Raw genomic sequence first — 16723 nt, forward strand, 5'->3', positions numbered from 1 at the left:
CTCGCGTCACCAGCGGGGCCGCTTCATCTCGTACGCGGGATCGATCCGCCGCATGTAGCCGGTGTCATCGCGGTCGCGGATGCCGCAGGTCTCGTACCGCTCGTGCAGCCGGGCCAGCGCGTCCCGGTCGAGCGTGATGCCGAGCCCGGGTCCGGTCGGGACGTCGAGCCCGCCGTCGCGGAACTCCAGCGTCCCGGGAACGATCACGTCCTCGGCGGGATCCTTCCACGGCCAGTGGGTGTCGCAGGCGTAGGTGAGGTTGGGCGACGCGGCGGCCAGGTGGGTCATCGCGGCGAGGCTGACGCCGAGATGCGAGTTGGAATGCATCGACATGCCGAGCCCGAACGTCTCGCAGATCCCCGCCAGCAGCCGGGACCGGTTCAGCCCGCCCCAGAAGTGGTGGTCGGAGAGCACGACCCCGACCGCGTCCCGTTTCACCGCCGGTTCGAGGTCGGCGAACCCCACCACGCACATGTTGGTGGCAAGCGGCATCGGCACCTGGCGGGCGACCTCGGCCATGCCCTCGATGCCGGGGGTGGGGTCCTCAAGGTATTCCAGGACGCCGTCCAGTTCCCGCCCCACCCGTATCGACGTGGCGACCGTCCAGGCGGCGTTGGGGTCGAGGCGCAGCTTGTGGCCGGGGAACGCGCGGCGCAGCTCCCGGATCGCGGCGATCTCCTCGTCGGGCGGGAACACCCCGCCCTTCAGCTTGATCGCCGAGAAGCCGTAGCCGTCCAGCATCCGCCGGGCCTGCGCGACGATCCCGTCCGGGTCGAGCGCGGCGCCCCACACGTCCGGTTCCTGCCCGGGATGCGCGTCCCACTTGTAGAACAGGTACGCCGAGTACTCGACGCGGTCGCGGACGGCGCCGCCCAGCAACGCGCTGACGGGCAGCCCGACCGCCTTCCCCTGCACGTCCAGGCACGCCACCTCGAACGGGGACAGCACTCCGTCGGCGATGCTGCCGCCGGTGACCATCCCGGCCGTTCCCGGGCCGCCCTTTCCGGAGTCCCCGGTCAGGCTCGCGCGGACGCGTCGTGCCAGCCCGTTGACGTCCCAGACGTCCGTCCCGGCGATCGCGGACGCGGCGCGCCGCAGCCGGGCCAGGTGCGCGCCGTCAGCGTAGGTCTCGCCGAGCCCGGTCAGCCCTTCGTCGGTGCGGATCTCGATGATCGCGCGGATCGCGTACGGCTCGTGGACGCCGACGGCGTTGAGCAGCGGCGGGTCGCGGAAGGCGACGGGGGTGACGGTGACCTCGGCGATGCGCTGGCGTGGACGGGGGGAGGCGGGAGGTGTCATGAACACATGATGAGGGGCCCGCGCCACAGGGTCGCGCGGGCCCCTCGTCCGGGAAGGTCCTCAGCCGGTCACCGGCAGGTCACCGGGGACGGGCGTCGGCGCCGGGGCCTCGTCCGGCGGCGCCGACGGCGGGGTGGCCGGCGGCGTCTGCGGCTCGCCGGGACCGCCCGGGAGGCCCTTGCCCGCGCCGCAGGTGGCGGACGCGATGCTGATCGTCTCGGTCGTGCCGGGGCCGAGCGGCAGGGTCAGCTCGATCGCGGTGACGGTGAGCCTGCCGTGCCGGTCGCGGACCTGCTTGTTGAGCACCAGCGAGACGGTGCCCAGGCCGTCGAGATGGACGCCGACCGCGGAGTTCGGGGTGGCCGCCGCCTTGATGACCTTGCCGTTCAGCGCGACCTTGACCAGGTGCGAGCCACCCTTGCCCTGGACGCACTTCGCGGCGACGAGGTCGGCGGTCAGGTGCGCCTTCGGGATTCTCAGGTCGACCACGGACGCCCGTGCCCGCGCCTTGCCGGCCGAGGCGTTGAGCGCCCGCGCCTTCAGGATCGGGTTGGGCGGCAGCTCGGCGACGCTCCTGCTGACGGTGTTCGGGCCGGACGAGGACACCGACGGGGTCGCCGGAACGGCGACCGGCCCCGTGGCGGCGATCCCGTACGCCGAGCCGGACGCGCCGCGCACGCCGTGCTCCGGCAGGGCGTGCGCGGGCTGGGCGTGCGCCGGCAGGACCGCGGCCAGCGGCAGCGCGACGGCGCCGGCCAGCACGGCGGCCCGGGACAGAACCTGTGAACGCATGGGTCTCCCTGTTCCTTTTCGGATGGTGATGGGCAAGAGCGGGGATATGAGCGGGCGCGCGGGGCGGCGTCGCGCCGGGTGACGCGGCCTCAGGCGACGATCTCCACGGGGGTGCCGAGGGGGGCCTTGGACAGCCGGGCCAGCGCGTCCGCCGGGACGCGGACGCAGCCGTGGGTGACGGCCTTGCCGAAGACGTCCTTGCCGGGCCAGCCGTGGAAGGCGACGGTGCCGGGTCCGCCGCCGAAGGTGTCCAGGGTCTCCGAGTGGGCGCCGACCGGCAGGATGAGCGGGCTGTAGGTGGCCTTGGGCGGGGCGAGGGACGCCATGATGAACGTCCGCCCGATCGGGGTGGGGGTCTTGACGTCGCCGACGGCGACCCGCCACGAGCCGACCTCGCGCCCGGAGTCGAGCAGCGTGAGCCTGCGATCGCTGACATCGACCTTGACGAGGTGCCGGGTGCGCGCGGTCCGCACCTTGTCGGGGGAGCTGGGGATCCAGCCCGTCACCCGGTTGGGGCGGCTGGGCAGCAGCACCCGGCTCCATCCGGCCCTGCTCTCCACGACCGGGACCCAGGTGGGGCCGCCGAGCTGCTTGTCGGGAAGCGTCGCGAGCGGGGGACCGCCCGCCTGGGCGGAGATGGGGAGCGGTGCCTTGGGGCGGACGACGGTGCCGTCGGCCCTGCCGAACGGCTGGTCGTCCAGCGGCAGGCCCTTCAGCGTGGCGTAGGTCGTGGCCTGGGGCAGGTCGCCCGGCGTCCCGGCTCCGCCCGTGCCGCGGGACGTGCCGGTTCCGCCATTCTCGCCCCCGCCGCACCCGGCCATGACCATGGCCGCGGCCGCGATGACCGTCGCCGCCGCCATGAACGCGCGACCCGACATTCTTCCCATGGATTCAGGCCCTTCCTCTTTCGCCGGCCTTCCGGTGACCGACACATACGCATGGGCCGTCACAGGGGTTGCACGCTCTTTCAAGAACTTCCTCAAACGCGCTCGACCGTGTTTAGAGATCGGACAGAGGGAACGGGCGGTGATAGATCCCGAAATATGCGCTGAGTCTTGCTTGCTCGATCAGGAAGGGCTGAGGTTCCATGAGCACCGATCGCCAGGGGGCCACCGTGTACCGGCCTCCCGAGCAGCACCCCGCCGTCCATCCCGACGGCGGGGAGAGTGTCGGCGTCCTGGTCTCGCGCGCCACCCAGCAGGTCTCCGACCTGGTCAGGGCGGAGATGCGGCTGGCGATGGCCGAGCTCAAGGACAAGGGCAGGCACGCGGGCCGCGGCGCCGGGCTGTTCGGCGGCGCCGGCCTGGTCACCCTGTACGGGGCCGGCGCGCTGCTGGCCGCCGTGATCGCCGCGCTGGCGCTGGTGCTGCCGGTCTGGGCGGCCGCCCTGATCATCGGCGTGGCGCTGCTGGCGCTCGCCGGGCTGCTCGCGCTGATGGGACGCGGCGAGACCAGGCACGCCGTCCCGCCCACCCCTGAACGCGCCATGAGCAGCGCGCGCCAGGACGTTGCGGAGATCAAGGAGCGCGCGACCACGGGTCACGCGGGGACCGGCCCCACGGAGCGCGCGGGCCGGGAGAGCCGGGGAGGGCGGCGATGACGAGGGGGTCGCAGCCCATGGCCGGTTCGGCGGGTGACGGCGAGCTCGCCGCGACGGCGCAGTTGCGGGCGGAGATCGAGCGGACGCGCCGCGACCTCGGCGACACGGTGGCGGCGCTCGCCGCCAAGGCCGATGTCAAGACCAGGGCGCGGGAGTCCGCGGATCGCGTGCGGGCCGACATGTCCGCCCGGAGCCGTCGCATGGCCCAGGGCGCCAGGGAGGCGCCCAAGGCCCCCGTGATCGCCGTGGCCGTCGCCGGGCTGGCCGCCGCGGCGCTGGTCGCCGGCCTCCGGATGAGGGCCGGGCGGCAGCCCCCGTCCCGCCGGAGGCACAGGCCCGGCAGGCGCCAGGCGTCCCGATGGCGGCCGGTGCGCGGGTGACCACGGGCAGGCTTCCCCGCGGCCTGCGCGCGGTCCTGCGCCGCGGGCCGGGGTCGCCGCACGAACTGGACGCGCGCTCGTGGCGGAGCGCGCTCAAACGGGCGCTCGCCGAGTTCAGGGACGACGAGCTGACCGACCGCGCCGCCGCGCTCACCTACTACGGGGTGTTGTCGATCTTCCCGGCGATGCTGGTGGTGGTCTCGGTCGTGGGGCTGGCCGGCCGGTCCGTCGCGCAGTCACTGATCACCAATGTGGGCGATCTGGCACCGGGTCCGGTGCGGCAGGTGCTGGTCACCGCGCTGCGCGAGCTGCAGGGCGGCCGGGCGGGCGCCGGTCTGGCGGCGGGGCTGGGCCTGCTCGCCGCGCTGTGGTCGGCCTCCGGGTACGTGGGCGCGTTCATCCGCGCCGCGAACGCGGTGTACGACATCCCGGAGGGCAGGCCGGTCTGGAAGGTGCTGCCGATCCGGCTGGCGATCACGGTGGTCACGCTGTTGCTGCTCGCCGTGTCGGCGGTCGTGGTCGTGGTGTCGGGCCCGCTGGCGGAGCGGGCGGGCGAGCTGCTGGGCCTCGGGCCGGCCGCGGTCACGGCGTGGAACATCGCCAAATGGCCGGTGCTGGTGCTGGTGGCCGCGTCTCTGATCGCACTGCTGTACTGGGCGGCGCCCAACGCCAGGCACGGCTTCCGCTGGGTGACGCCGGGCGGGGTGCTGGCCATCGCGCTCTGGCTGGTCGCCTCGGCGGGGTTCGCGCTGTACGTGGCGGGCTTCGCGTCCTACAACAAGACCTACGGCAGCCTCGCCGGGCTGATCGTCTTCCTGGTCTGGCTGTGGCTGTCCAACCTGGCCATCCTGCTCGGCGCGGAGCTGAACGCCGAGCTCGAACGCGGTCGCGCCCTCGCCGCCGGGCTGCCCGAGGAAAGCGAGCCCTATGTGGAGCCCCGCGATACCCGGGGATTCAAGGCTTCGGGGCAATAAATCGCATTGCAGTGGTATTCGTGCGTCCCGTACATTTCCGTCCACTGCAGCGTGTAGCTCAGCAGAGAGAGCACCGGGCTCGGGACCCGGAGGGCGCAGGTGCGAATCCTGCCACGCTGGCATGCGTGAAGAACAGCAGGTCGGCCTCGGCTACCCGGCGGGGCAGCTCGCGAAGGCGTTCACGACCGCGCTCACCCACGAGGACGAGGAGACGCGGCGGCGTGCCGAGGCGCGCGTGGCCGGCTGGAACCGGGTGCTCACCGGAATGACCGGCGGCACCCTGGCGATCGGCTCCCGTACCCCCGTCGCGGGGCTGCCCGCGTGGGTCACGCCCGAGGTGGTGCGCGGCGGGTTCGCCACCGGTGAGGCCGCGGCGGGCGGGCCGCTGCTCCCGTACGAGATCGAGACCGCGAGGCGCGCGGGCATCGCCGCCGAGCGGCGCGCGCTGTTCCTCTACCACCTGACCGAGGACGGCCTGGCCGAGCTGACCGCCCTGCTCGACAGCGGGCGCTACGAGATCACCCTGCCCGAGGAGGGCGCGCTGCTGGTCGTGGCGTGGCTGCTGCGCGCCGGGGACCGCGCCGCGGCGCTGGCGGTCCTGGAGGAGATCGAGCCGTTCGGAGACCGGCTCCGCTTCACGCCGCGCCCGCGCGACCGCGCCACGGGGGCCGGCGCCGACGACGCCGAGATCGTCCACCGGTACAGCGTCGGGGATGTGCGGCAGACGCTCGGCGGGAACCGTCCCAACAGGGCGGTCGCCACGATGAACGAGGCCCTGGCCGTCTGGAACCCGTTCGCCGACGAGCTGCTGGCGCACTGGCTGGAGACCGTCGAGGACGGGCGGGTGGCCCGCCGCGAGCCGGAGGGGTGGCGCGAGCGCGGCGCCGAGCTGCTGGAGCGGTACCGGAGGCTGGCGGCGGAGCACACGCTGTGCACCAAGCACCGCAAGCCCAAGGAGAACCTCGCCATCCTCCGCACCGCGCTGGAGGAAAGCATGACCGGGCGCGGACCGTCTCCGCGCCGCCTCGGCCTGCTCCAGCACGCCGTGGACTCCATGGTGCGGCGTCGCGGCGCGCCCGGAACGCCCGGACACACGGCGCTGCGCGAGCGGCAGGCGCAGGTGGCGGCGCGCCCGACGCACCACGCGGTGGCGCAGCTTCTGCTCGCGCGCCTGTCGGCGTTGCCGCAGGACGAAGGGATCACCTCACCGGAGGCGCTCACCGTCCCGGTCACCGAGGACGAGGCGCGCCGCACGGGCGTGGCCGCGGGGACCCCCGTGCCGCCCGGCATGCGCGCGACCGTCGAGTCGGCGCTGGCCGCCCCGATCGGCACCCTGGTCGAGCGGGGCGTCGTCCCCTCGGCCGAAGTGCTGGCCGAGCTGGCGCCGCAACTGGTGTCGTGGACGACCGCGCAGGCGTACCGGGACGAATCGCTGCGCACGCTCATGGCCTCGATCTACCGGGCCTTCCGCAACCGCAGGTCGCTGCTGCTGCTCAACCTGGAGCACCAGGTCCGGCTTCAGGAGCTCCCGTGGGTGCGAGCCGTCGAGAAGTACCGTGGCACCAGGGACGGCGGCAGGAACGGCGCTGGGGGTGCCGCGTCCGGCGCGCGCCTGGCCCTGAGGCGTCTGGGCGAGCTGGCGTTGCAGGGGTTCCCCGGCACCATCGTGCCCAACCCGCTGCTGAGCGAGTTCGACGCGCTGGCGCGCGCGGCCGGGCTGCGCGTCCCGTTCGTGGAAGAGCTGGCCGCCGACATCTTCATGGGCGACTTCTCCCCCAAGTTCGCCGACGCCGCCAAGCTGGCCGCCGACGTGCTGGACGGCACCCTTTACGCGCGGTACTACGGCATCGACTACGCCGAGGTCCGGCGGCAGGGCCACGACGGTTTCGCCGCGCTGTGCGTACGGAGGGCGGGCGTGCGGGCGGGCGCTTACGGCCACGGCTGGGTCGCGCGCAACGGCATGGTGATCGAGCAGTCGCAGATCCTGACGACCCACAACCTGGCCGCGCTGGTGCATCCGATCGGCGTGGACCCGTCGCCCGGCTGGCCGGATCTGGCCCGGCGCGCGTTCGCGACGGTGTGCGTGCTCGTCGGCCGGCTCCACAACAACCCGCGCCCGCTCAGCACCGTCAAGGACGCCGCGTACGCCTGGCGGCAGATGGTGTTCTTCCTGTCCATGTGCGGGCTGGAGGACCAGATCGACGTGATCGCGTCGATCCAGGCCCGGTGCAGGCGGCAGCCCGAGCACGTGGTGCTGCGGCTGTCGCCCGCGCTCGCCGGTCTGCGGCACGTCCTGACCGGCGGGCACCTGGACGGCGCCGCCGCGCCCGCCGAGGCGCGCCGGTGGCTGGGCTGGAGCCACCGGCGGCACTGGATCCTCGACCGCGCCGAGTCCCTCACGGGTTCGGACTGAGCACGACATCTTGGACGAAATGCCGATGAGTCCACGATCATGCGCTCTAAGCTGGTCGCCATGACGGACGACGTCGCTCAGTGGCCGCCCTCGGATCTCGACTTCAGCAAGCCGACGATCGCCCGCGCCTATGACGCGCTGTTGGGCGGCAAGAACAACTTCGAGGCCGACCGCGCGCTGGCCGAGCACGCCATTCAGCACATTCCCGGCCTGCGCGAGTCGGCGATCGAGAACCGCAAGGTCCTGGTGCGCGGAGTGCGCTGGCTCGCCGGTGAGGCGGGCATCGACCAGTTCCTGGACCTCGGCAGCGGGCTGCCCACCCAGACCAACACGCACGAGGTCGCGCAGGCGCAGAACCCCGACGCCAAGGTCCTCTACGTCGACATCGACCCGCTGGTGGCGGTGCACGGCCGGGCCCTGCTCGCCGAGAACGCCAACACCAGGGTCGCCGTGGGCGACGTGCGCGACCCGGACGCGATCCTGGCGCTGCCCGAGGCGAGCGGCTTCCTCGACCTGGACCGCCCGCTGGCGCTGATGCTGGTCGGCATGCTGCACTACCTGTCACCCGAGATCGCCGACGACGTGGTCGGGCGGCTGCGGGACGCGCTGGCCCCCGGCAGCTACCTGTTCATGACCTCGCTGGTCGACACCGGTGTCCCCGCCCAGCAGGAGCTCGCCCGGATCACCCGGGAGAACCTGGAAGAGGGCTACGCGCGGACCCCGGAGGAGATCGAGCACCACTTCGGCGACTTCGAGCTGGTCGAGCCCGGCGTCGTGTTCACGGCGCTGTGGCGGCCCGACGAGCCCGTCGACCCCGACAACCTGAGCCCCGGCGAGCAGCTCGGCATGGCCGGGATCGCCCTCAAGAAACGGTAGCCGCGAGGACCACCATCATGAGCACGGCGGAGAAGGGCAACACCTACCTTGAGCGCGTCGTCGCGCAGCAGGCCGTGCTCGAAGACGATCTCAAGGCGCGGCGCGGCGCACCCCAGGCGCCCGCCGCGGTCCCCGCGCCCGCGGGACCGGCGGGCGCGCTCCACAAGCGGCAGCGGGCACTGGGCGGCGGGCCCGGCGGCACGTCCGCTCCCGCCGCCGACCGGTCCGCGCCCGGTCCCGTGGACGTGCGGATCACCGGGTTCTGGCGCTGGAAGAACGTGCTCGTCCCGCCGAACGCGTTCGTCGTGCACACGCGGCGCGGCAGGCCGGAGCCGCTGCACATCGGCGTCGGCGTCTCGTTCCGGTTCAACCCGTCCACCGACTCGTTCCTGGTCGTCCCCGGCGCCACCCAGACCATCCTGATCAACGCGTACTGCATCTGCCGGGAACTGCAGGGCGTGCTGGTGCAGGGCTACGTCCAGTGGATCATCCAGGACTTCGCCGTCGCCTACCGCAAGCTGGACTTCAGCGACGACGAGGACCCGATGCGGCTGGTCAACCTGCAACTGCGGGAGCAGGCCGAGGCGGCGATCAAGGACAAGGTCGCCACCATGGGCGTGCGGGACGTCCTCAGCGACAAGCAGCCGATCATCGAGGAGCTGACCGCCAGGCTGCGCGCGGTCGCCGAGGGAACGAGCGAGAACCCTCATCCTGAGGGGACGACCCCGCAGACCCCCCGGGTCGGCGACGCGACCGCCCTCGGGGCGCTCGAGCGGTCGCGTGACCAGGGGCTCGGGCTGCGGATCGTGACCGTCCAGATCAAGGAGGCCGTGGTCAGCTCGTCCCGGCTGTGGGAGAACCTGCAGAAGCCCTACCGGTCGGAGCAGGCCCGGATCGCCCGGCTGGCCGAGCTGGAGGCGGAGGAGGCGATCGCCCGGCGGGAGATGGCCGCCACCCGGGTGAAGGAGACCGAGCGCCTCCACTACGAGCGCGAACTGGCCGAGCTGCGCGCCCGCAACGAGGCCGAGCGGTTCGACACCGAGACCGCCGAGAAGCTCCGCCGTACCCGCCGTCAGCAGGAGGACGCCCGGGAGGTCGCGGAGCTGGAGACCGAGACCACCCGGCACGCCCTCCGGATGGAACGCGAGCGGCACGCCGAGGAGGCCGAGACGGGACGCCTCCGCATCGAGCGGGAACGCGAGCTCAGGCAGCTCGAAGTGGAGGGCGAGCTGGCGGTGGCGCGCGCCCGCGCGGAGGCCGCCCACGAGCAGGCCCTGATGAGGCTGGAACGCGACCGCGCCCAGGCCGCCATCGAGAACGAGCGGACCCCCGCCAGCGTCCAGGCCGAACTGATCAACAAACTGCCGGGGATCGTGGAGAAGCTGCCCACCCCCACCGAGCTCCGGTCGATCAACGTGGGCCCCACCGACCCGTCCAGCGTGTCCGGCCTCATCGCGCAACTGGCCGCGGTCGTCGCCGCTCTGCGGGAGGCGACGGGCGCCCGGGACGACGCGACGCGCTAGCGTACGGCGGGTGACGTCCCCGAGACACGAGGCCCCGGCCGGCACACCCATCCGCATGTCCGACGAGGTGGCCGACGCGCTGGCCGCCGAGCGCCCCGTGGTCGCGCTGGAATCGACGATCATCGCGCACGGGCTGCCGCGCCCCCGCAACCTGGAGGTGGCGCTGGAACTGGAGGCCGACCTGCGCTCCGCCGGTGTCGTCCCCGCGACCGTCGGGGTGGTGGACGGGCGGCCGGTGGTCGGCATGGACCGGCCCGCGCTGGAGCGCATGGCGGACGGTGACGGCGTCGCCAAGGCGAGCGTGCGCGACCTCCCCGCCGCCATGGCGACCGGCGCCGACGCCGCGACCACGGTCGCCGCGACCGCGTTCCTCGCGCGCCGCGCCGGTGTCCGGGTGTTCGCGACGGGCGGGCTCGGCGGCGTCCACCGTGGCGCGTCGGACACCTTCGACGAGTCCGCCGACCTGCACACGCTCGCCCGTACCCCGATCACCGTGGTGTGCGCGGGGGTGAAGTCGATCCTGGACGTGGCGGCCACGCTGGAACGCCTGGAGAGCCTCGGGGTGACCGTCGTCGGCTACGGGACCGGCCGGTTCCCCGGCTTCTACCTCACCGAGTCCGGGCACACCGTGGACTGGCGGGCCGACGACCCCGCCACGGTGGCCCGCATGATGGCCGCCGCCGACGACCTCGGCCTCTCCTCGGCGATCGTCGTCGCCAACCCGCTGCCGCCCGGGGAACAGCTCGACCCGGCTCTGCACGACCGGATCCTGGGCGAGGCGCTGGCCGAGGCCGGCCGCCTGGACCTTCAGGGCAAGGCGGTCACGCCGTTCCTGCTGGACCACTTCCACCGGGCGTCCTCGGGGGCCAGCCTTGAGGTCAACGTCCGCGCCGTCCGGTCGAACGTGGCGCTGGCCGGACGGATCGCGCGGGCCCGGTCCGGATGATCCTCGTGGTCGGCGACGTGATCAACGACATCGTGGTGCGGCCCCGCACCCCCGTCGCCGCCGACAGCGACACCCCGTCCACCATCACCGCGTCCCCCGGCGGTTCCGGCGCCAACCAGGCCGCCTGGCTCGGCGCGCTGGGCGCGCGGGTGCGGTTCGCCGGCCGGGCCGGCGCGGACGACATCGCCGCGCACTCCGCCGCGCTGGAGGCCGCCGGGGTGGACGCCCGGCTGGTCGCCGATCCGCGCGCGCCCACCGGCCGGATCGTGGTGCTGGCCAGGGGCGGCCGCCGCGACATGTTCACCGACCGCGGCGCCAACCTGAACCTCACCCGCGCCGACCTGCCCGACGACCTCCTGGACGGCGCCGGCCTGCTCCACGTGTCCGGCTACTCGCTGTTCCATCCGGGGGTGAGCGCGGCCGTGGGCGACCTGATGCGGCGGGCGCGGGAACGCGGCGTCGCCACGTCCGTCGACCCGTGCTCGGCCGCGTTCCTGCGGGACAGCGGCCCCGAGGCGTTCCGCGCCTGGGCGCGCGGAGCCCGCCTGATCTTCCCCAACCTCGCCGAGGGACGCCTGCTGACGGGCGCGCGCTCGGCGGACGCCGTGGCCACGTCCCTGCTCGGGGACTACCCGGTCGTCGCGCTCAAGCTCGGCGCGGACGGGGCGCTCATCGCTTCACGGGACACGGCTCTGAAAGGTACGGCGTCGGCGGACGCCCAGTCCCGGCTGCGGCTGCCGAGCGTGCCGGCCGAGGTCGTCGATCCGACCGGCGCGGGGGACGCCTTCTGCGCCGGGTTCCTGACCGCCTGGGTCCCCGGCCGCCCGCTGGACGAGTGCGCCCGCGCCGCGCTCACGGCCGCCGCGAGCGCGGTCGCCACGGTGGGCGCCCGGCCGCCGCTCACCGGGCGAGCGCCCTGATCGCGTCCAGCATCAGGTCCCAGAAACGCCCGCGGTCCAGTTCCATCGCGACCCGCGCGTTCGGCTCGGCGCCGGTCACCCGGTGCAGGTCGACCACGGTGGCGCCGCGCGTGTGCTCGCCCGTGAGCTCCACGGTCACCGCGACGTCCACGCACGCGACCACGTCCGGGTCGGCGATGGCGGCGATCGCCACGGGGTCGTGGACGGGCGGGTCCGGCATCCCGAAGACCTTCTCGTACGCGCCGCCGTAGAACCGCAGCAGCGCCTCCAGCGTGGTCGGCAGCGCGCCGCCGATCGCGCGGAGCCGCCGGAAGACCTCCGGCACCGCGAGCGCCTGGTGCGTGACGTCCAGGCCGCACATCAGCAGCGGAAGCCCGCTGCGCAGCACCCGGTCGGCGGCCTCGGGGTCGACGTAGACGTTGAACTCGGCGACCGGCGTGGTGTTGCCCCGTCCGGCGCTGCCGCCCATGAACACGATCCGCTCGATCCGCCCCGTCAGGTCGGGACGGGCGTCCAGCAGCGTCGCGACGTTGGTCAGCGGCCCGGTCGCCGCGATCGTGACCGGGCGTTCCGACTCCTCCAGCAGCCGCGCCATCAGCGTCACCGCGTCCTCGTCCGCGAGCGGGATCGCGGGGTCGGGCAGCGCGGCACCGTCCAGGGCGCTCTCCCCGTGGATGCCGGGCGCGGTGTGCCGGCCGCCGTTCAGGGCCCGGTCGGCGCCCGCCGCGACCACCGTCCCGTCCAGCCCGGCGAGCGTGCAGATCGCCAGCGCGTTGCGGGTGACCGCCTCCAGCGGCCCGTTGCCCGCCACCGTCGTCACCGCCAGCAGGTCGATCGCCGGATGCGCCGCGGCCAGCAGGATCGCGAACATGTCGTCGTGGCCGGGGTCGCAGTCCAGGAGCACCGGCACCGTCGCGGAGTCGCCCATGAAAAGAATCTTGGAGAATTTCCGGCGCGCTGTCGATCCGTCCCCCGTCCGTCCGACGCCCGGGTGAGAGCGAAAGAGATCGCGACGAGAGGACGGAACGATGACCACCTACACCCACGACACCCCCGCACCCGGACCGCCACCGCCCGGCCCACCGGCCGCCGCGGCGTGACCGTGGCCATGTGGACGGCGCAGATCCCGCTCGGCGCCGCGCCGAGATCCGGGCGCTGGTGAGCGGGGTCGCTTGAGGCGAACGGGCCCTCGGGTACAGTGGTGGCGGCGAAGGGGAGTAGTCCCGATCCGCTGAGTGGTCGACATGCTGGCGTGAGCCCGGCCCTCAGGCCGAGGGCCCGTCCCGGACGGGTCCCGCGGTGGACGAGACCTTCGGCCTGGCAGAAGGCGTGCCCAGCCGTTCCCAGTCCGGAACCGGACGTGCGGAACGGCTCGGGGCGCTCCGAGCCGCCGGGCCGAGCGGTCCTCTCCTCCCGTCCCGGGTGGCGCGCCGAGCGGGCCGTCGAGGCCCGGCCCTGAACCGAAGAGGGCACGAGCACCCACCATGTCACCTGACCTGCCGTTCGATCTGTCCTTCGATGGGGCGACGTTCGCCACCGCCTTCGCCGTGATCTTCCTGGCGGAGCTTCCCGACAAGACCATGTTCGCCTCGCTGGCGATGGGCACGCGGATGCGGGCGCCCTGGGTCTGGCTCGGCACGTCCAGCGCCTTCCTGGTCCACGTGGCGGTGGCGGTCGCGGCGGGCAGCGCGTTCGCCCTGCTCCCCGAGCCGCTCGTCCACGCCGTCGCGGCGGCGCTGTTCGCGTTCGGCGCCTACACACTGCTGCGCGGAGGCGGGGACGAGGACGGGGACGCCGAGGAGGCCGGTGGCAGGGCCCCACGGATCACCGGCTTCTGGCGGACCTACGTCACCGCGTTCACCGTCGTGTTCATCAGCGAGTGGGGTGATCTCACACAGATCACCACCGCCAACCTCGCCGCCACCCGGGGGCCGCTGCCGGTCGCGCTGGGCGCGCTGCTGGCGCTGATGTCGGTGTCCGCCCTGGCGCTGGTCGCGGGACGCTTCATCGCCGACCGCGTCCCGCTGCGCGTCGTCCAGCGCGTCGGCGGCGCCGTGATGGCGGCCCTGGCCGTCTGGTCGCTCCTGGAGGCGATCCTCTGAGCCGCGCCGCGACTGGAGGTGGTGGGCTCAGGTGTTGAGCACGAGGTCCAGGGCCACGGCGGCGGTCCAGGACTGGGCGCGGGCGCCCAGGGGGTCGCCGGTGAAGGGGTGGTAGTACTCGGCGAACACCCCGTCGGAGAGCTGGTCCAGGGTGGAGGCGCGCAGGACGGCGGCGGCCTCGGCTTCGCCGGAGCGGCGCAGGCCCCAGATGAGCAGCCAGTTCATGGGCGGCCACTGGGGGCCGCGCCAGTACCGGGCCGGGTCGAAGGACGGGGACGACGGGCTGGTGCTGGGCGGGACGGCGGTGGCCAGGCCCGGGTTGCCGCACCAGTCGGACGAGAACAGGGTGTCGACCAGCCGGCGGCGGGTCCGCGGCGGAAGGCCCCCCGAGAGCAGCGCCGCGAAGCCCGCGATGGTCTTGGTGCGCAGGGGCAGTCCGGTGCGCAGGTCGCGGTCGGCGGCGAAGCCGTCCTCGTCGGTGGTGGCGGCGACGCCGCGCCGGAAGCGGTCGGCGTACCCGATCAGCTCGTCCGCGCCGGGCAGGTCGAGCTCGTCGGCGACGGTGGCCAGCTCCTCGGACGCGGCGGCGAAGATCGCGCTGGCGAAGACGTCGGCGACCAGGAAGCTGAGGGTCTCACGGGCGCGCGTGTCGTCGTAGCGGGCCTGCCGCAGCTCCTCGATCAGCCACTGGTAGCGGGCGTAGTCCCCGTCCGTGGGGCGCTGTGCCCCGACCTCGGTGGCGGTCCGGGGCCCGTGATCGTCCAGGGAGTCGAGGGCCTGGACGTCGGCGCGGGGGAACGGGACGAACGCGGGGGCCGGGACGACGGAGCGGTACGGGACGTCCCAGCGGGGGGAGTTGTCCAGGCCGCTCTCCCAGCCGTGGTAGATCGTCAGCAGGCCGGTGTGGTCGGGATCGCGGTTCTCGGCCAGGTAGCGGTGCCAGGCCAGCAGGGCGGGCCACATCGCGCGGATCCGGTCGGCGGCGGCGCGGGCCTCGGTGGCCCCGGCGCGGCGGGCGGCGTCGAGGATGCGGCGCACGGCGATCCCGTGGACGGGCGGCTGCATGAGGCCGCTGGTCGCGGGGCCGCTGGGGGCGTGCGGGGTGACGTCGCAGCAGGCCCAGCGCTTGGGACCGGGTTCGTAGGAGGCGTCGCCGTCGGCGAAGACGATGTGGGGGATCATGCCGTTGCGCCACTGGGCGGCGAGCAGGGTCTCCAGCTCGGTGAGGGCCCGATCGGTGGAGAGCTGGGCCAGGCCGATGGCGATGAACGCGGCGTCCCAGCTCCACATGTGGGGGTAGAGGCCCGGCGCGGCGACGGTGAGGGATCCCCGGTCGTTGCCGCGGAGGGCGTGCGCGGCCCTGGCGGCGGTCTCGACCTCGGTGAGCGCGCGGTGCTTCGTGAGCGCGCCGGAGGCGTGGCCGTCGGTGCGAGTCTGCTGCCGGCCTAGGTGAGGGAGGTCGGCCGAAGGGGTTGCAGTCACGAAACTCCTACTTCGTCCGCGGGGACGGACACTTCGTCCGCGACTCAGGACATAGTCTCGCGGGTAGGAGACCCCCGCAAGGCAAGTGCCCGTAACCTGTACGTAACATCTAGGTAACATACCTGGCCGTGGAATATTCCCGACAGTGGCCCGATCGCCAGGTGACCGGGGCTATCCCGGCGCCCGGCGCCCCTCGGTGATACGGGCGTCCACGGCCTCCGCGGCGAGCACCCGGTCGATCACCATGGACGCGGCCCCGATCACTCCGGCCCGCTCGCCGAGCAGGCCCTCGGTGATGCGGAGGCCGCGGGTGGAGCGGTACTGGGCGACCTGGTAGACGACCTCGCGGATGCCCGCGAGCAGATGCTCCCCGGTACGGGCCAGGCCGCCGGAGACGACGAGCACGCCGGGGTTCGTCACGCTCACCAGGGTCGCCAGGACCTCGCCGAGCACCCGCCCGGCCTGGCGGGTCAGCCGGACCGCGTCGGCGTTACCGGCCCTGACCAGCCGGACCACGTCGGCGGTCTCCCGTACCGAAGGGTCGGTGCGGGCCAGCTCGCGGGCCAGCGCCGCGCCCGACGCGACGGCGGCCAGGCAGCCGTGCGCCCCGCACACGCAGGCGACGTCGTCGTGCCCGCGCAGCCTGATGTGCCCGATCTCGCCCGCCGCCCCGCCCGCCCCGTGCAGGACCCGGCCCTCCTCGACGATCCCGGCGCCGATGCCCGTTCCCACCTTGACCAGCACCACGGTGGACGAGTCGTCGCCGATCGCGGTGAACTCGCCGAGCGCCATCATGTTCGCGTCGTTGTCGGCCAGGACCGGCCCGGGGAACCGGGCGGACAGCGCCGAGACCACGTCGAGGTCGCGCCAGGACGCCAGGATCGGGGTGGGGATCACCCGTCCGGTCCGCCGGTCGATCGGGCAGGGCAGGCCGATGCCGACCCCGCAGACCTCCGCCATCGACCGTCCCGCCTCGGCCAGCAGCGTGTGGAACCGGGACGCGGCCCAGGCCAGGGTGGGTTCCGCGCCGTCGGCGACGTTGAGCCGGCCGGCGGTCTCGGCGAGGGTGCGGCCGGCCAGGTCGACGACGGCGGCGCGGCCGTGTGTGGCGCCCAGGTGCGCGGCCAGCACCACGGCCGAGCCCTCGTCGATCCGCAGCAGGTTGGGACGCCGCCCCCCGGTGGAGACGTCGACGCCGCCCTCCCTCAGGTATCCGGCGGTGACGAGCTGATCGACCCGCTGGGCGACCGTGGACCTGGCCATTCCGGTGAGCTCCATGAGGTCCCTGCGGGTGCGGGCCTGTCCCTGCCGGACCAGTTGGAGCAACTGCCCTGCCGAGAATGCGCTGACCTGTGGCATATCGCCCTACTCCACTTCCCGCACGGCGCATGGAACGTCATAGAAGGCGGCGCGTAG

General features: G+C 73.7%; 15 protein-coding genes and 1 tRNA gene. 10 read left to right on the forward strand and 6 right to left on the reverse strand.

What is annotated here, in order from left to right:
- Window positions 1–6 precede the first annotated feature (6 nt).
- The 3 genes from ACGWYJ_RS00575 to ACGWYJ_RS00585 all read right to left on the reverse strand — a co-directional run bounded on the left by ACGWYJ_RS00575 (window position 7) and on the right by ACGWYJ_RS00585 (window position 2969).
- Window positions 7–1299 (reverse strand): glucarate dehydratase family protein, encoded by a 1293-nt coding sequence (locus tag ACGWYJ_RS00575; RefSeq protein ID WP_395103454.1) that lies wholly within the window; start codon window positions 1297–1299, stop codon window positions 7–9.
- A 60-nt stretch (window positions 1300–1359) separates the two neighbouring features.
- The gene (locus tag ACGWYJ_RS00580) at window positions 1360–2091 is read right to left on the reverse strand and encodes a choice-of-anchor P family protein (RefSeq protein WP_395103455.1); all 732 of its coding nucleotides are present in this window, start codon (window positions 2089–2091) and stop codon (window positions 1360–1362) included.
- 89 nt (window positions 2092–2180) lie between these two features.
- Window positions 2181–2969 carry a L,D-transpeptidase gene (locus ACGWYJ_RS00585; protein WP_395103456.1) on the reverse strand — a complete coding sequence of 263 codons (789 nt, stop codon included), beginning with the start codon at window positions 2967–2969 and terminating at the stop codon, window positions 2181–2183.
- A gap of 209 nt (window positions 2970–3178) precedes the next feature.
- Between ACGWYJ_RS00585 and ACGWYJ_RS00590 the strand changes: the two genes are divergently transcribed.
- The 9 genes from ACGWYJ_RS00590 (at window position 3179) to ACGWYJ_RS00630 (ending at window position 11723) form a co-directional block, all read left to right on the forward strand.
- Window positions 3179–3691 (forward strand): phage holin family protein, encoded by a 513-nt coding sequence (locus tag ACGWYJ_RS00590; RefSeq protein WP_395103457.1) that lies wholly within the window; start codon window positions 3179–3181, stop codon window positions 3689–3691.
- Complete coding sequence (locus ACGWYJ_RS00595; protein WP_395103458.1) at window positions 3688–4071, forward strand: DUF3618 domain-containing protein; 384 nt, start codon at window positions 3688–3690, stop codon at window positions 4069–4071. The genes ACGWYJ_RS00590 and ACGWYJ_RS00595 overlap by 4 nt, the downstream gene beginning before the upstream one ends.
- Window positions 4050–5045 carry a YihY/virulence factor BrkB family protein gene (locus ACGWYJ_RS00600; protein ID WP_395103459.1) on the forward strand — a complete coding sequence of 332 codons (996 nt, stop codon included), beginning with the start codon at window positions 4050–4052 and terminating at the stop codon, window positions 5043–5045. The genes ACGWYJ_RS00595 and ACGWYJ_RS00600 overlap by 22 nt, the downstream gene beginning before the upstream one ends.
- Before the next feature lie 47 nt (window positions 5046–5092).
- Window positions 5093–5165 (forward strand) — tRNA-Pro (locus tag ACGWYJ_RS00605).
- A gap of 1 nt (window position 5166) precedes the next feature.
- The gene (locus ACGWYJ_RS00610) at window positions 5167–7458 is read left to right on the forward strand and encodes a transcriptional regulator (protein WP_395103460.1); all 2292 of its coding nucleotides are present in this window, start codon (window positions 5167–5169) and stop codon (window positions 7456–7458) included.
- Window positions 7459–7518: 60 nt separating this feature from the next.
- On the forward strand, window positions 7519–8334 hold the full coding sequence (locus tag ACGWYJ_RS00615; protein WP_395103461.1) for an SAM-dependent methyltransferase: 816 nt from the start codon (window positions 7519–7521) through the stop codon (window positions 8332–8334).
- 17 nt (window positions 8335–8351) lie between these two features.
- Window positions 8352–9857, forward strand: a complete 1506-nt coding sequence (locus ACGWYJ_RS00620) for an SPFH domain-containing protein (protein ID WP_395103462.1) — start codon at window positions 8352–8354, stop codon at window positions 9855–9857.
- A 55-nt stretch (window positions 9858–9912) separates the two neighbouring features.
- Window positions 9913–10803 carry a pseudouridine-5'-phosphate glycosidase gene (locus ACGWYJ_RS00625; RefSeq protein ID WP_395103463.1) on the forward strand — a complete coding sequence of 297 codons (891 nt, stop codon included), beginning with the start codon at window positions 9913–9915 and terminating at the stop codon, window positions 10801–10803.
- Window positions 10800–11723, forward strand: coding sequence for a carbohydrate kinase family protein (locus tag ACGWYJ_RS00630; RefSeq protein WP_395103464.1), 924 nt, complete (start codon window positions 10800–10802; stop codon window positions 11721–11723). Before ACGWYJ_RS00625 ends, ACGWYJ_RS00630 begins: the two co-directional genes overlap by 4 nt.
- On the opposite strand, the gene ACGWYJ_RS00635 is transcribed toward ACGWYJ_RS00630, so the two are convergent.
- On the reverse strand, window positions 11704–12651 hold the full coding sequence (locus ACGWYJ_RS00635; protein WP_395103465.1) for a nucleoside hydrolase: 948 nt from the start codon (window positions 12649–12651) through the stop codon (window positions 11704–11706). The genes ACGWYJ_RS00630 and ACGWYJ_RS00635 overlap by 20 nt on opposite strands.
- Before the next feature lie 556 nt (window positions 12652–13207).
- Between ACGWYJ_RS00635 and ACGWYJ_RS00640 the strand changes: the two genes are divergently transcribed.
- A complete protein-coding gene (locus ACGWYJ_RS00640) occupies window positions 13208–13825 on the forward strand; it encodes a TMEM165/GDT1 family protein (RefSeq protein WP_395103466.1) in 618 nt (205 codons plus the stop codon).
- A 27-nt stretch (window positions 13826–13852) separates the two neighbouring features.
- On the opposite strand, the gene ACGWYJ_RS00645 is transcribed toward ACGWYJ_RS00640, so the two are convergent.
- Both ACGWYJ_RS00645 and ACGWYJ_RS00650 read right to left on the reverse strand, forming a co-directional pair.
- Window positions 13853–15307, reverse strand: coding sequence for a glycogen debranching protein (locus ACGWYJ_RS00645; RefSeq protein ID WP_395103467.1), 1455 nt, complete (start codon window positions 15305–15307; stop codon window positions 13853–13855).
- 171 nt (window positions 15308–15478) lie between these two features.
- Window positions 15479–16666 (reverse strand): ROK family protein, encoded by a 1188-nt coding sequence (locus ACGWYJ_RS00650; RefSeq protein ID WP_395103468.1) that lies wholly within the window; start codon window positions 16664–16666, stop codon window positions 15479–15481.
- Window positions 16667–16723 lie beyond the last annotated feature (57 nt).

Origin of the sequence: Actinomadura sp. SCN-SB (genome assembly GCF_043906805.1) — a bacterium.
Taxonomy (GTDB): domain Bacteria; phylum Actinomycetota; class Actinomycetes; order Streptosporangiales; family Streptosporangiaceae; genus Spirillospora.